This is a genomic window from Gordonibacter sp. Marseille-P4307, assembly GCF_900604965.1.
GTDB lineage: Bacteria > Actinomycetota > Coriobacteriia > Coriobacteriales > Eggerthellaceae > Berryella.
Window position 1 is genome coordinate 977,642 of the sequence record NZ_UWPD01000001.1, and the last position, 14,863, is coordinate 992,504.

Here is a 14,863-nt window from a genome sequence, read left to right on the forward strand (position 1 = left end):
TGTATATATCGGTTAATAATCGCTGAGAGCGATGGAAATAACTAGGAGGATGATTTTCATGGCAAAAGAGAAGTTTGACCGTTCTAAGCCGCATGTAAACATCGGTACCATCGGTCACGTTGACCATGGCAAGACTACTCTGACGGCTGCTATCTCCAAGACCCTGTCCGGCAACGACGGATCGCACGGCACCGCAACTGCCGACTTCACCGCTTTCGAGGACATCGACAAGGCCCCCGAGGAGCGTGAGCGCGGCATCACCATCTCCATCGCTCACATCGAGTATCAGTCCGATACCCGCCACTATGCTCATGTTGACTGCCCCGGCCACGCCGACTACGTCAAGAACATGATCACCGGTGCCGCTCAGATGGACGGCGCGATCCTGGTTATCGCCGCCACCGATGGCCCTATGGCTCAGACCCGCGAGCACATCCTGCTCGCCCGTCAGGTCGGCGTTCCCTACATCGTCGTCTTCCTGAACAAGTGCGACATGGTTGATGACGAAGAGCTCATCGACCTCGTCGAGATGGAGACTCGCGAGCTGCTTTCCAGCTACGAGTTCCCCGGCGACGATCTGCCCATCATCCGCGGCTCCGCGCTGAAGGCCCTCGAGGGCGACGCCGAGTGGCAGGGCAAGATCTGGGAGCTCATCGACGCTGTTGACGAGTACATCCCGACCCCCGAGCGCGACACCGACAAGCCCTTCCTGATGGCTGTCGAGGACACCATGACCATCACCGGCCGCGGCACCGTTGCCACCGGTCGTGTGGAGCGCGGTGTTCTCCATCTCAACGATCCCATGGAGATCGTCGGTATCCGCGAGACCCAGAGCACGGTTTGCACCGGCATCGAGATGTTCCGCAAGCTGCTCGACCAGGCCGAGGCCGGCGACAACATCGGCTGCCTGATGCGCGGCATCAAGCGCGAGGACATCGTTCGCGGCCAGGTTCTCTGCAAGCCCGGTTCGGTTACCCCGCACACCGAGTTCAAGGGTCAGGTCTACATCCTTACCAAGGAGGAGGGCGGCCGTCACACCCCGTTCTTCACCGGCTATCGTCCTCAGTTCTACTTCCGTACCACCGACGTTACCGGTGTTGCGAACCTGCCTGAGGGCACCGAGATGGTCATGCCCGGCGACAACGTCGAGATCACCGCTCAGCTCATCCACCCGATCGCCATGGAGCAGGGTCTCCGCTTCGCTATCCGCGAGGGTGGCCGCACCGTTGGCTCTGGTCAGGTTACCGAGATCATCAAGTAGTTCTCGTTCCTACTCGCTTGTTTCGGAGCCCGCTTTCAACGCGGGCTCCGTTATGAGATTCATGTGATACCCAAGCATTGCAATCGATGTAGAAAAACATAGAGGAGAATTCTATGCGTACCTTGGTCACCCTGGCATGCACGGAGTGCAAGCGCCGCAACTACACGACCAACAAGAACAAGCAGACCACTCCTGATCGTCTCGAGATGAAGAAATACTGCAAGTGGTGCGGCAAGCACACGTTGCATCGCGAGACTCGATAGTTTAGGATGACAAGCATAGGCCAGTAGCTCCAATTGGTAGAGCGGCGGTCTCCAAAACCGCATGTTGGGGGTTCGAGTCCCTCCTGGCCTGCCAGCTTGTATAAGCAGCTTGCTTTCAGGTTACTTGCTTTATATAGCAACTTGAAGCCAGGCTGCTTGTTTGGTGTTTAATGGCATGTGTTTCCGTCTTTAGAATTAGGTAGTGTATGGCGCATAAATCGAAGACTCAGCGAGCGAAGGCATCCGCCGCCCGATCGGCCAAAAAGGTAGAGAGGGCCGAGCAGAAAGCCGTTGCCTCTTCCGAACCCATGGCTGCGGTAGAGGGCACCGAGACACCCAAAAAAGGTCTTTTTGCAAAGTCCGAAAAGAAAGAGACCGCTGCCGCGCAGGATAAGCAGCAGAAGGCCAAAAAGGTCGAGAAGGAGACTCCTAAGAAGTCTCGTTTTGCGTTTTTCAAGGACGTTAAAGCCGAATTGAAGCGCGTCACGTGGCCTTCGCGCCAAGACGTTGTGCAGTGGAGTTTGGTCGTTGTGGCCGCACTGCTGTTCTTCGGCCTGTACGTCGGCCTTCTCGACAACGTGATCATCACGCCGCTTCTGGTGGCTATTTCCGGGTTGGGGGCTTAGTCGTGGCTAAGAAATGGTACGTGCTCCACACGTATTCGGGGTACGAGAACAAGGTCAAGCGGACGCTCCTTCAGCGTGTCGAACTCATGGGGCTCGAGAACAACGTGTTCGCCATCGAGATTCCCACCGAGATGGTCACCGAGATCAAAGAGGGCGGCCGCCGCGTCGAAACCGAGCGCAAGATCTTCCCGGGCTACGTTTTGGTTCGCATGGAGCTCGACTCCCGTAGCTGGGCTGCCGTGCGCAACACTCCCGGCGTCACCGGTTTCGTGGGAAGCCAGGGAAACCCCGAGCCGCTTACCCGTGCCGAGTACAACAAGATCATGGGCATCGGCCGCAACGTCCCCGGCGCTCCGAAAAAAACTTCGACGGATATCGAAGAGGGGCAGGCGATCAAGGTGGTTTCCGGCCCCCTCGCCGAATTCGACGGCGTGGTTTCGGAGGTTCATCCCGATGCCGGCAAGGTCAAGGTTATGGTTTCCATCTTTGGTCGCGAGACTCCGGTGGAGCTTTCCTTCGACCAGGTTGCTAAACTGGACTAAGCGTTTTCGGCTGGGCGTGCCCGCGTGGACCGGGGCTTCTCACGCACGGCGTTTCGATAGAGTTATTCAGCACTGAAGCATTTGAAAGGAATCGATCATGGCTCCTAAAGCTAAGAAGGTTACCGGTTTCGTGAAGCTGCAGATTCCTGCAGGCGCCGCTAACCCCGCTCCTCCGGTTGGTCCCGCGCTGGGCGCGCAGGGCGTCAACATCATGCAGTTCTGCCAGGCGTTCAACGCCCAGACGCAGGAGCAGTCCGGCACCATCATCCCCGTCGAGATCACGGTGTACGAGGACAAGTCCTTCACCTTCATATGCAAGACCCCCCCTGCGGCGGTTCTCATCAAGGAGAAGCTGGGTCTGAAGTCCGGCGCCGCCATTCCGCAGCTCCAGACCGTCGGCACGCTTTCCGAGGCCCAGCTGCGCGAGATCGCCGAGATCAAGATGCCCGACCTCAACGCCAATACCATCGAGGCCGCCATGGAGGTCATCGCGGGAACCGCCCGTTCGATGGGCGTGCGCATCGAGGGTCGCGAGATGAAGAAGAAGTACATTCCCTCCAAGAAGCTTGCCGAAGTCCTCAAGCAGATGGGCAACTAGCCCGTCGGAGAACACTCCGCTCGCTGAGGTTTTTGCGGCGTTAGCCGTGAAGATACAAGGTGGAAGAGCCGTCGAGGCTCGCTACGTACCACGAAAGGAAACAGGATGGCTAAAACTACCAAGAAGTACCGCGCAGCGGTCGAGAAGATCGACAAGGATCTCTACGCTCCCATCGAGGCCTTCACGCTGCTGAAAGAGCTTGCAAGCGCCAACTTCGACGAGACCGTCGAAGTTCACTTCCGCTTGGGCATCGATACCCGTAAGGCCGACCAGCAGCTGCGCGGCACCGTGTCGCTGCCGAACGGCTCGGGCAAGACCGTTCGCGTTGCCGTCTTCGCCGAGGGCGACGCCGCTCGCGCCGCCGTTGAGGCCGGCGCCGATATCGTCGGTTCCGACGATCTGGTTGCCGACATCCTCGCCGGCAAGATCGAGTTCGACGCCGCTGTGTCCACGCCCGACCAGATGGCCAAGGTCGGCCGTTTGGGCAAGGTGCTCGGCCCCCGCGGCCTTATGCCCAACCCCAAGCTGGGTACGGTCACCCCGGATGTCGCGAAGGCCATCACCGAGCTCAAGGGAGGCCGCGTCGAGTATCGCGCCGACCGCTACGGCATCGCGCATGTCATTCTGGGCAAGGCGAGCTTTACCGCCGAGCAGCTGGCCGAGAACTATGGTGTCGTGTACGACGAGGTTCTGCGCATGAAGCCTTCCAGCGCTAAGGGCCGCTACGTGAAAAGCATCACCGTCGCTTCCACGATGAGCCCGGGTTTGAGCGTCGATCCTTCCGTTCAGAAGGGCTATACTCAGCCTGTTGCTGAATAAGCGTTCACTCTATCGAATGAAGGGGCCCCGCTTGCTGAAGCGGGGCCCCTTTTCTATCTGATCGGATTGGCCCCATCGGCTGTCCGTGCTCGTTCCGATCGGTCGGGAAAGGAGCCGCTGTGATCATCAAGAAGTCGCCTGCCGAAATCGAAGCCATGAAAAGATCGGGCGCCCTGTCAGCGCGCGTGCTGAGGGAAATCGGGAAGCGGTGCAAGCCGGGAGTTACCACCTGGGATCTCGATGCGTTTGCCGAGGAGTTCATACGCGACAACGGGGGCGTCCCCACGTTCAAGGGCTATTGCGGTTATCCGTGTTCGATCTGCGCTTCGATAAACGACGAGATCGTTCACGGCATTCCCAGCAAGCGCCGCGTTTTGCGCGAGGGCGATATCATCTCCATCGACACGGGAGCCACCGTTAACGGATGGGCGGGCGATAACGCGTGGACGTTCGCGGTGGGAGAGGTGTCGCCTGCAGCGAAGCGCCTTTTGGAGGTTACCGAGGCGTGCATGTGGGCGGGCATCGAGGCGGCCGTCGTAGGCGGTAGGGTGGGCGACATCGGATATGCGGTGTCGAAGGTGGCGCGTGCGGCGGGCATGGGCGTTGTGCGCGAATACACCGGACACGGCATCGGCAGGAATATGCACGAGGATCCCGATGTTCCCAACTTCGGCTTGCGGCGCACTGGCCCTCGTCTCGAAGCGGGGATGGTCCTGGCTATAGAGCCGATGATCACCCTCGGATCCCACAAGACGCGCGAGGGGGGCGATGGTTGGCTGGTTTCAACGCGCGACGGAAGCCTGGCGGCTCATTTCGAGAAAACGGTGGCTATCTTGAATGACGGCCCCGTGTTGGTTTCCGACTGATCCTGCGTATCGCGTTGGCCAAAACGGGCTCGAGTCGGTTCATCTCGGGCACGCGAAACGCAAACGCGAGGCCGAACGATACCAGCAGGTCCGCAAGGCCGCACAGCACCAGTTTCGCGAATCCGTCCAGCATCGAGCCTTCTTGCGCCAAACCGGGCATGACCGTGCTGAGCGCATAGGCCGCAACCGATCCGATCAGCGCGGCGGGGACGATGCGCAGTGTGGAGGAGATGACGGGCCGGATGCCGAACGACCCCATGTAACGGCGCAGTAGCAGTGTGAGCACGATACTGGTGATACCGTAATACACCAGGTCGGCTACGGGTACTCCGTAGAGTCCGAATGCGGCGGGAGAGCACAGAAGGGCGTACATGCCGCACTGCACCGCCACCATCGCCGTGCAGATCAGCGCGAAGTGCAAGAACTTGCGCAGGCTGGCGTATACGTTGTACATAAGCATGGTCACCGAGTAGAAGGGCAGGCTGACCACCCACAGCGCCAGGATGGAGGCGACGTAGGCAACGTCTTGCGCGCTGAACGCTCCCGCGCGAAACAAGCTGATAAGCGGGGTGGAAAGGCCGCAGATAAGCCCGGTGAAGGGCACGGCCATCACTACGGTCACAGCGATTCCGGTGCGGGTGAGGCGGCGCATGGCCATCCAATCGTGCTTGGCTACGGCGGCGGACATCTCGGTGAACAGAGGGCGCGAAAACGATACGATGAGCACGCCGTAGGGAAGCTGGTACCACGTCCATGCGTACAGAAGCGTCGCGGGTCCCTCGTCGCCTGCTTGGAGGGAGAAGGCGTTTCTGCACGAAAACGCGATCATGGTTCCGATGACGTAGATAAGCGTGGGGATGGCGATTCGCACGGCTTCGCGCAGGGCGGGGTCTTTCAGGTCGATGGAGGGCCGCCACCTGAATCCCTGCTTGATCAGAGCGGGGATCTGAATGAGGAACTGCAGCGCCACGCCGATCGACGTTCCGAACGCCAATACGGCGATCGCGAGATGCGGATCGGCGCTGGAAAGCGGAACGTAGGCCAGAAACGCGATGATGACGGCCACGTTGTTCAGTGCCGGAGCGATCGCCGTGATGAAGTACACGCGGTTGGCGTTCAGGATGCCGGTGATCACGCCTCCGATTCCGTAGAACAGAATCTGGATGGAAAACACGCGGAAGAACTCGACGGCCAGCTCCGTAACTTCGGCCGATTCTCCCACCGTGAACGTTTGGGTGGCGATCACCTGGGGTGCGAACACGGCTGCGAGCATCGAAATGGCGCCCAGTACCACGACAGCCAGATTCAGCAGGTTATTGGCGAAGCGGTTGCCCGCCGCCTCTCCGCGGCGCTCTTTTTCGGAAAGATAGGTGGGCAGAAACGCTGCAGCCAAAAGCCCCCCGGCCACCAGTTCGAAGATGACGTTGGGCATGTTGTTTGCAACCTGGTACGACGAGGTGATGAACGTGTTGCCCAGGGCGAAGGCCATCACCCAGGTGCGAACGAGGCCCGTTGCGCGCGATCCCAGGGTTGCAACCGTCATCAAAGCCGTGGAGCGCGCGATCGAGCCGCTCGATGTTCCTTCGCTCAAAGCGTTTCCTTTGTTCTTGAAGATAGGCGCGCTCGACGCCGTCTCGGGGGCTGAAAACGTACAATGCTTATAATGAACCATGCGGGCTGGGCCCCGGCTATTTTCATTAGATGAACCAAGTGGATTCGCGCTCGGAATCGGTGGGCGCGCTTGAAGGGATGCGGACCTCATGAGAATTCTGCTTGTCGGAAGCAAGAGCAACTCCCAGGCGGTTGACGCTCGATTTCAGCTGATGGCATATTTCCAGTCTCAAGGAATAGAGTTCGAAAGCGTGGATATCGACGATCTGCCCGATAGCACGTTCGTCTATTCGGGCTGCAGCCTCGATCGACTTGATCCTCGCTTTGCGGGGGAGTTCCATATGGTGATCGCCCTGGGGGGAGACGGCACTATATTGCGCACGTCTCGGGTCACGGCGATGCTTGACTGCCCGCTTCTGGGTTTGAACTTCGGTCACCTCGGCTTTTTGTGCAACACGGTGGAGGGCAACCTCATTGCCACGGTATCAGAAGCCTTGGCGGGCGAGATCGCGGAGGAGAAGCGCGAGAACCTGCGCATTTCGGTGGTGTGCGCAGGCGATGAGGAGGATTACGCCATTGAAGGTCCCCGCACGCTGTACGCCCTCAACGAGATCACCATCGCGCGCGGCGCGTCCGGGCGCATCTTCAACTTCGATATCGATATTTCGGGCGATCGCGTGGCTCGGATGCGCGGCGACGGCGTAGTGGTGGCGTCGGCAACGGGATCGACAGCCTATGCGCTTTCCGCGGGAGGCCCTTTGGTGGCTTCGGGATACCGCGGCATGGTAGTGGTTCCGGTTGCGCCCCATACGCTCAATTCGCGCGCCATTGTCACGGCTCACAGCGATGTGGTCGAGATATCCATCGCAGACGACCAAGCCAACGGACACGACATCTCGTTTTTCGTGGATGGGGACGTGGTCGAGTTCGAGCGGCCGGTGAGAAGCGTTGTCGTCAGCGCGAGTGATCGTCCCACGCGGCTTTTGAAGTACCGCCGGGAGGGGTTCTACAAACTCATCGCAAAAACGTTCTTCAACATGAACGATTAATCTACCTGGTTTTATGAGGTTCCCTTTACAAACATCGCGGAAAAGGGCGGCGCTGTGCTAGCATAGGTGACCGTAGCGCTTGTATAAAGGCGATGTTCGCTCAGGAGGGATCTGGATGGATTTCTCATCACCGATGCTCACTCGACGCGCATTCGCGGGTTCGGCCGTGCTGTTCGGCGCGGCGCTGGCCTTGGCGCCCTCTCGCGCTTTCGCGGTTTCCGCAGCGGAAAAGCAGGCTGAAGCCGATGCGGTGCGTGCGCAGCTCGTGTCGCTCCAGGCCGATTTGGAGCAGGCCGAAGCTCATTACCATCGCGCCATAGAAGAGCGCGACGCAGCGCGCGCGGCTATGGACGAGCAACAGGTTCTCATCGACGCTTCAACCCGTCGCATCTCCGATCTGCAGCAACGTTTGGGAGATCGTGCGGTTAGCATGTACCGCACCGGCCCCACGGGCTTTCTCGACTTCATGCTGGGTGCGAAATCGTTTGACGAGCTCGCCCAGAACTGGGACCTGCTGAACCGCATCAACGACGAGGACGCGCGTCTGATCGAGGAGACCAAGCAGGAAGAGGCGCGGCTGGAGGCGGCGCAGGAGGAATTCGCGCACCAGGAGCGGATTGCGGCCGATAGGGCGGCTGAAGCCGAACACATCAGCGCCGATGCCAATGAACGGGTGGAAAAGGCCACGGTGCTGCTGAACACACTGGATGCAGAAGCGCGCGAACTACTGGAGCAAGAGCAGGCGGCTGCTGCGGCCGAAGAGGCGGAGCGCCGTCAAACGATTAAGGAGAAGACTCCTGCCCCCGTTGCCGGCCCGATCGATCGGGGAGGGCAGACGTCCGATAATTCCGCAGCGGCCGACTGGGCGCTGACGAAGATCGGATGTCCGTATATCTTGGGTACCGCAGGGCCCGATACGTTCGATTGCTCCGGTTTGGTGGTGTGGGCCTACGCGCAGATAGGCATTCACCTTCCGCATTTCACCGAATCGCTTTACGCAGCAGCAAAGCGCGTGGTTCCCATCTCGCAGGCGCGCCGCGGCGATGTGCTGTACCGTTACTGGCACTGCGGCATCGCGCTCGTTCCCGGCGGATCGAAGTACGTTCATGCCCCCACGCGCAACGCCAGGGTGCGCGATACCGACCCCCTCTCGTGGTCGGGGTTCACCTGCGCGCTCCAGTTCTAAGGGGCTTCGGGTTTTCAACGCGCCGGCTCTTTCGTCGAAGCGTTCGCGCATGCGCGGTCTGCCGGCTGCTTTTTCTGCACTATGCATAGCTCGAGACGAGACGCACCCCGTATCTTGGGGTGCGTCTCGCGTTTGCACTCAATGTATGGTGGTTTTGCTTGATATTGCGGATATTTTTTGCTTCCGATCTGCGGAAACAGTATCCTGAATTGTGAAATTCACAGCTCTGTCAACCCAAAATGGGAAAAACGTCCGAAATTGGCCTCCGTTGACGAAATACCGCAAATTCAATCGATCTACCAGGTGATATGAAGTGAAGAACAAAACACAAACCTGAAAAAGCACGCGTGTTAGTATAAGGCTTGCAACGTCTCGAATATGTACCCCATTGTTCGATCAGGAGGTTTCTATGAGCGAACAAGTAACGAATCTGAGTAGACGCGTGTTCATCGGTGGCGCGGCGCTGTTCGGCACCGCTCTCGTCATGAATCCGAATCGCGCCTTCGCGGTCTCCGCCGCCGAGAAGCAGGCCGAGGCCGACGAGGTGCGCAACCAGCTCGTTTCCCTTCAGGCCGACCTCGAGAAGGCGTCGAACGATTACTATGCCGCTCTCGAACAGCAGCAGGCTGCGCAGTCTTCCATGGAAGAGCAGCAGGCCCTTATCGATCAGGCATCTTCCCGCATCGATGAGCTGCAGACGCGCGTTGATTCTCGTGCCGTCAGCATGTACCGCACCGGTCCCACGGGCTTCCTCGACTTCATCCTCGGAGCCTCTTCGTTCTCCCAGCTTACCCAGAATTGGGACATTCTCAACCAGATGAACGAAGACGATGCTCGCTTGGTGGAGGAAACCAAGACCCAGAAAGAGGCTCTCCAGGCTGCAAAAGACGAGTATGCTCGCCAGGAGCAGATCGCTGCCGACAAGGCTGCCGAGGCCGAGCGCGTTCAGAGTACGGTTTCTTCGCGCATTGCCGAGGCATCGGTTCTTTTGGAGTCTCTTGATGCGGAGACGCGCGAGCTTCTCGAGCAAGAGCAGGCCGCAGCTGCGGCCGCGGCTGCGCTTGAGGCTGCGGCTGCTCATCAGCAGTCGGGGGGGTCCAGTGCTTCGTCGGATACAGGTTTTGGCGATAATGGTGGAAGCTGGTCGGCTCCGAATAGCCCGGCTACCCCTTCTGCACCCGCTCCGAGGCCTACGTATTCAACGGGGGGATCTGCTGGAGATAACTCGGCAGTTGTTGGTTATGCGACGTCTCGTATTGGTTGTCCTTATGTCTGGGGTGCTGAGGGTCCCGATGCGTTTGACTGTTCTGGTCTAGTGGTCTGGGCATACCGCCAGATTGGAATGAACCTTCCGCATTATACCGAGTCACTTTATGCTTGTGCTAAGAACGTCGTTCCGGTTTCCCAAGCACGGCCTGGAGATGTTTTGTATCGCAACCAGCATGTCGGTATCGCCATCGGTTACGGCGGCGTTCCGTACGTGCATGCGCCTACTTTCGGAGCAAGGGTGCGCGATACCGATGCCTTGTCTTGGTCGGGATTTACAGCGGCGCTGCAGTTCTAGAGTCTCCGTCGCTACTGAAGAAGTGCCGGGTACGAATCAATTCGTACCCGGCACTTCGTATTCAGCAGGTGCTTTGCTCGTCGCTTTCGTGTGCGGCCCTTCTCAGTTCGTCTATCAGCATCCGCGCGGTTTCGTCAGCTAGGAAATCCTTTCGGTACAGCACATAAAAGTCGGTCTCGAACGGGAAATCCACAAGATCGAACGATCGGCATTCGCTTCGGTTGTCGATTCCGAATCGGGGAACCAGGGTTTCGGGCACGATCCCCGCACCCTGGTCGAAGTTTCGTCCGAAGTAGTCGAAGTGGTTTTCGATGGGCACCGACTTCAACTGCACGCGAGCCCCCAGTTCGGCGAATTGTGCGACCACGCCATCTCGGATGTACCCATCGTAGATGTCGGGAGGTGCGATTATGGTCTTCCCGTCCAGATCGGCGGCTCGCACAGAATCCTTTTTGAACAGATCGTTTCCCTCGGTGACGTAGAAATGGATGGGTTCCCGGCGCACGAAGAACCCTGCAAGCCCTCTTTCTTCGAGCGTATGTTCGGCTTCCGATTTCGGCATCCAGGATTTGATGCCGGCAACCACCAGGTCGTTCGATCCATCCTCGAGCGCATGGATATTACTGGCTGCGCTGGGAACGGTGGCTATTTCGACAACCTTTCGATTGGCTGAAGCGTCGAGGCTTCGGCATGCTCGATGGAGCAGGCTTTCGATCCAGGGAAGATTCGTGGCCGAAATCTTCACCATCAGAAAGTTTCCTTCGAGCGCCCGATACTCGCTCACGGTTTTTCGGGCACGTTGAACGAGGTCGTCTGCGTCGCCTACGAATCTTTTGCCCAAAGGGGTGAGTACAAGGTTTCTCCCCTCCTTTTTGAACAGGCGACAGCCGAGTTCGGATTCGAGATCGGCTATGTGCTCGGTAAGCGTCGCCCGTGCGACAAAGGTTCTCTGGGCAGCGGACGACCAGTTCAGATCGTGTGCCAATGCAAGAAACTCTTCCAGATGTCGGGTATCCATGGCGTCCCTTCCGCAGTCGTTCTTATCAGGATATCTGATTTGGCCCCATTGCGCTGCTGTGCGTAAAAGCGCATCGGGTGTCGGCGTTCCAACAGAGCTGTCGGTTTTCCTGCATCGAGGTCGAACTTCGACCGTGCGTTTTCGGCTTCACGTTCATACCATGGAACCGAAGAGGTCGCTTGGGCGCGAAGGGGGCGTCCAAGCGGCGAGGGATGGAAACGAGAAGGAGGGTTTCATATGGCTATGGATCGCAGAAGCTTCTTGAAGGGTGCTGCGCTGGCCACGGGAGCGGGCGCTTTGGCTGGTCTGACCGGCTGCGCTCAGCCCAAGGCGAAAGACGGGCAGAAGATGGATGCCGCGTCGAAGGAGAAGGATGCTTTCGAGGAGGCCGCCGCTCCCATCGAACCCGTCTCCGAGCCCAGCTCGTGGGATGAGGAGTTCGAGGTCGTGGTGGTCGGATCGGGCGCTGGCGGTACCAATGCGTCGATCCGCCTGGCCCAGGCGGGCTACAAGGTCGTTATGCTCGAGCGCAACGAAGACCTGGGCGGAAACTCCAAGCATTCGTCGGTGTTTTCCAATTTCGGCGGTCACAAGCAGGCCGAAGACCGCAAATGGGCGTATCCCAGCTACCCGTACGACGTCGACAACATCGTCGAGTTCATGCTTGATTGCCAGCAGATGACGGGGGATCCCGAGCTCATGCGCGCCATGGCGCTCGAAGGGCCCAAGTGCATCGACTGGATGAACGAGAAGGCAGGTGCGAAGTGGGTTCCCATGAACCCCTCTCCTGCGGGCGCGGGGCTGCTTGAATGGGAGGGCATGTCGACGCCCACCAACGGCATCAACGTGAACCTCATCCCGTTTAAGCAGCTGGCCGCGACTGCGGAGGGCGCCGGGGTCGACATTCGCACCAGCAGCCCGGTGACGGCCCTGGTGTTCGACGGCACCCGCGTCACGGGTGTGCGCATCTCGTCGGGCGGCCGCGACAGGTTCATCCGGGCGACGCGTGCGGTGGTGCTCACGGCCGGCGGCATGGAAGTGAACCGGGCCATGATGGCCAAGTACAGCGCGACCTGCCTCGAGGGAATCGCCAACATCGCCACGCCTCCGAACGGCACGGGCGAGTGCATCCGCATGGGCCAGGGGGTCGGTGCGGCCTTAAGCGGTTTCGATTCGACGGGGGCGTTCGACGGCGGCGTGTGGTGGCGCGACTACAACGAGTTCGACACCGAGATGGACTGCCACATCAACAAGGACGGCAATCAGGCGCTGCGTCAGCCCTGGCTCCGCATCAACAGCCTGGGGCAGCGCGTTCCGTACATCTCGACGTCGGCGCGCAGTTTCCCGTACACCACCGAGGCTTCCCCCTCGTCCGCCGGTTTGTGCGACACGGCCGGTATCGAGATGGCGCAGCCCGGGGGAAAGACCTTCGTGTGCTTCGATTCCAAGTTCGACGAGCTGGTGACGAAGAACTTCTTCGGTCAGGTGATCTGCCGCAAGGCCAAGATCGTGGCTGCCGACGATCCCTACATCGATCGCGTTCCCGAGTGGCTGCGCGACTGGCATACCGGGTTCCAGCAGATGATCGACGGAGGAGCCATCAAGAAGTGCGACACCGTCGAAGAACTCGAAGAGGCCTTGGGATTGGAGACGGGCACGCTGGTTGAGGCGGTGCGCGTATGGAACGGCGCATGCGAGGCGGGAGAGGATCACGTCGCTTCTTACAAGTATCCAAAAGAATGGCTGATCAAGATAGACGAACCCCCGTTTTACGGAGCGAAGCTGGGCGGGCATGTGTTCGGGTCGAAGTGCGGCCTTCTGGTGAACTCCCGCATGCAGGTAATCTCCACGTCGGGGGCCGCTATTCCCGGACTGTATGCCGGATGGCATACAGCTGGCGGATCGGCGGGCGACGGCAACGCTGCCGGTAAGCCCCTGACCGGCATGTACGCCGACCTGGGCCTCTCCTTCGTCGGCGGTTATATGGCCGCGGGTGGCATCATGGCCGAGGACGGGAAGAGCGACCCGCAGTAAAGGTCTGGTTTGGATTCGGGCGGCTGCTTGGTTTTGCAGCCGCCTATTCTTTCAGCTGCTTGCCGTCGGTGTCCCAATAGAAGCGTTTGAATTTGCGGATCTGGTTGAGGTGCATGATGCTCGACCAGATCCCGTGCATTACGGAGTCGGGCCGATAGCGAAGCGGGTAGGCGTCGCGGGTGCGCCTCAGGGTGTCGAGGGCGCGCTTCAGAAGAACTTCGTCGCGGATGCTGCGCTTCAGCACGTAGGCGGGCACGCAGCAGTACAGGAAGGGATCGTAGGCCTCCCGATAGGGAATCTCCTCGCCCAAAACGAACTCGCGCACGATAAGGCTCGCGAAGTTCACGCCGCCCAGGCTCATATAGTAGGTGTTGCGCCCGCAGCGGGTGTTCACCTCGAAGAAGCGGAACGACCCGTCGCGGCTGTCGTATTTGATGTCGAAGTTCGCCATACCGCGATAACCGGTGCGTTTGAGGAACCGGGCGGCGGCGTCGATGATGTCTTGCTGGCGCTCTCCTAGAATGGCCAGGGGGTTTCCAAGCGCGGTGGGGTCGTGGTCTTGCAGACACACCTGCCCGCCTGATACGACGCGAATGGTTCCGTCGGCATCGGAGAACGTGGTGAGCGTGCGGATGGCGTCGTCGCCTCCGGGAACGAAGTCCTGAAGCACCAGTTCGGCATCGTAGTCCGAGGTGCGGATGTCATGCCATACCTGCTGCATCTCCTGGGGCGATTCGATCTCGTAGATCTTGCGTTTGCGCGGGATGGAGGCATCCTGGAACTGGGCGGAGTTCGAGGGTTTGGCGATGAGCGGATAGCTGAACGTGTCGACCGGCAGATCGGCGGGGCCGGTCGCGCAGTCGAAGTACCGGGTTTCGGGGTAGGGGATATCCAGCTCTTCGCACAGTTCGTAGAAGCGTCGCTTCTGCGTGATCTCGTCCAGTAGGGAGAAATCGATGTAGGGCACCGCGAATCCGGCGGCCTCCAGGCGCTCTTTCCCCGATGACAGCAGACGCGCGTGCACGTCGTCGCAGCCAAGGACCAGCAGCTGCGCCCGGGGATCGGTCGCAAGCGCCTCGTGCGCGATCGATTCGAGGGCGGGGTACAGGACGCTTTCCTGCGTGGTGACGCCTTCGATGAGGCGGTAGTCGGTGAATCTGCTGCTTGACAGCATCTTGATATCTTGGCTGGCCAGTACGATGGTGCGCGAGATTCGATAGGCACGGTGGAGTTCGCGCACGTAGCTGTAGGCAAGGATGTCGCCTCCCACGACAACGGGAACGAGGTGTTTCGAGATATCGTTTTGTTGCAGGTTAACGTTCGCGTCTGCGCTCATGGTAGACTTTGCTCCTCGACGTGGGTACTGCGTGCTTCGTGACGCAGCCATTATTTCATACCGGGGGCTTTTAGGCTCTAACGTGCCGGC

The 14,863-nt window shown here is 59.6% G+C and carries 14 protein-coding genes and 1 tRNA gene; 12 read left to right on the plus strand and 3 right to left on the minus strand.

Going from position 1 to position 14,863, the window contains the following annotated elements; genetic code table 11:
- Positions 1 to 58 precede the first annotated feature (58 nt).
- The 8 genes from tuf to map all read left to right on the plus strand — a co-directional run bounded on the left by tuf (position 59) and on the right by map (position 4,975).
- Entirely contained in the window at positions 59 to 1,261 is a 1,203-nt protein-coding gene (tuf, locus tag EIH26_RS04325) for an elongation factor Tu (RefSeq protein ID WP_124061052.1), read from the plus strand.
- Positions 1,262 to 1,374: 113 nt separating this feature from the next.
- Entirely contained in the window at positions 1,375 to 1,524 is a 150-nt protein-coding gene (gene rpmG, locus EIH26_RS04330) for a 50S ribosomal protein L33 (protein ID WP_039689597.1), read from the plus strand.
- Positions 1,525 to 1,541: 17 nt separating this feature from the next.
- Positions 1,542 to 1,618: transfer RNA gene (locus EIH26_RS04335), tRNA-Trp, on the plus strand.
- Positions 1,619 to 1,730: 112 nt separating this feature from the next.
- Entirely contained in the window at positions 1,731 to 2,150 is a 420-nt protein-coding gene (gene secE / locus EIH26_RS04340; protein ID WP_124061053.1) for a preprotein translocase subunit SecE, read from the plus strand.
- 2 nt (positions 2,151 to 2,152) lie between these two features.
- The gene (gene nusG, locus EIH26_RS04345) at positions 2,153 to 2,692 is read left to right on the plus strand and encodes a transcription termination/antitermination protein NusG (RefSeq protein ID WP_124061054.1); all 540 of its coding nucleotides are present in this window, start codon (positions 2,153 to 2,155) and stop codon (positions 2,690 to 2,692) included.
- A 97-nt stretch (positions 2,693 to 2,789) separates the two neighbouring features.
- The gene (gene rplK / locus EIH26_RS04350) at positions 2,790 to 3,290 is read left to right on the plus strand and encodes a 50S ribosomal protein L11 (protein WP_124061055.1); all 501 of its coding nucleotides are present in this window, start codon (positions 2,790 to 2,792) and stop codon (positions 3,288 to 3,290) included.
- 105 nt (positions 3,291 to 3,395) lie between these two features.
- Positions 3,396 to 4,109, plus strand: a complete 714-nt coding sequence (gene rplA / locus EIH26_RS04355; RefSeq protein WP_124061056.1) for a 50S ribosomal protein L1 — start codon at positions 3,396 to 3,398, stop codon at positions 4,107 to 4,109.
- A 119-nt stretch (positions 4,110 to 4,228) separates the two neighbouring features.
- The gene (gene map / locus EIH26_RS04360; RefSeq protein WP_124061057.1) at positions 4,229 to 4,975 is read left to right on the plus strand and encodes a type I methionyl aminopeptidase; all 747 of its coding nucleotides are present in this window, start codon (positions 4,229 to 4,231) and stop codon (positions 4,973 to 4,975) included.
- Here the strand turns inward: map and murJ are convergent.
- Positions 4,938 to 6,566 (minus strand): murein biosynthesis integral membrane protein MurJ, encoded by a 1,629-nt coding sequence (murJ, locus tag EIH26_RS04365; RefSeq protein WP_241152756.1) that lies wholly within the window; start codon positions 6,564 to 6,566, stop codon positions 4,938 to 4,940. The two genes, map and murJ, sit on opposite strands and share 38 nt — an antisense overlap.
- 169 nt (positions 6,567 to 6,735) lie before the next feature.
- On the opposite strand from murJ, the gene EIH26_RS04370 reads away from it, so the two are divergent.
- The 3 genes from EIH26_RS04370 (at position 6,736) to EIH26_RS04380 (ending at position 10,385) form a co-directional block, all read left to right on the plus strand.
- Positions 6,736 to 7,635: an NAD(+)/NADH kinase gene (locus EIH26_RS04370; RefSeq protein WP_124061059.1), complete on the plus strand. Its 900-nt coding sequence runs from the start codon at positions 6,736 to 6,738 to the stop codon at positions 7,633 to 7,635.
- 115 nt (positions 7,636 to 7,750) lie between these two features.
- A complete protein-coding gene (locus tag EIH26_RS04375) occupies positions 7,751 to 8,821 on the plus strand; it encodes an NlpC/P60 family protein (RefSeq protein ID WP_124061060.1) in 1,071 nt (356 codons plus the stop codon).
- Positions 8,822 to 9,230: 409 nt separating this feature from the next.
- Positions 9,231 to 10,385 carry a C40 family peptidase gene (locus EIH26_RS04380; protein WP_124061061.1) on the plus strand — a complete coding sequence of 385 codons (1,155 nt, stop codon included), beginning with the start codon at positions 9,231 to 9,233 and terminating at the stop codon, positions 10,383 to 10,385.
- 61 nt (positions 10,386 to 10,446) lie between these two features.
- On the opposite strand, the gene EIH26_RS04385 is transcribed toward EIH26_RS04380, so the two are convergent.
- Positions 10,447 to 11,403 (minus strand): LysR family transcriptional regulator, encoded by a 957-nt coding sequence (locus EIH26_RS04385; RefSeq protein WP_124061062.1) that lies wholly within the window; start codon positions 11,401 to 11,403, stop codon positions 10,447 to 10,449.
- Positions 11,404 to 11,640: 237 nt separating this feature from the next.
- Between EIH26_RS04385 and EIH26_RS04390 the strand changes: the two genes are divergently transcribed.
- Positions 11,641 to 13,437 (plus strand): FAD-dependent oxidoreductase, encoded by a 1,797-nt coding sequence (locus tag EIH26_RS04390; protein WP_124061063.1) that lies wholly within the window; start codon positions 11,641 to 11,643, stop codon positions 13,435 to 13,437.
- 43 nt (positions 13,438 to 13,480) lie between these two features.
- On the opposite strand, the gene EIH26_RS04395 is transcribed toward EIH26_RS04390, so the two are convergent.
- Positions 13,481 to 14,773 carry a carboxylate--amine ligase gene (locus tag EIH26_RS04395; RefSeq protein ID WP_124061064.1) on the minus strand — a complete coding sequence of 431 codons (1,293 nt, stop codon included), beginning with the start codon at positions 14,771 to 14,773 and terminating at the stop codon, positions 13,481 to 13,483.
- Positions 14,774 to 14,863 lie beyond the last annotated feature (90 nt).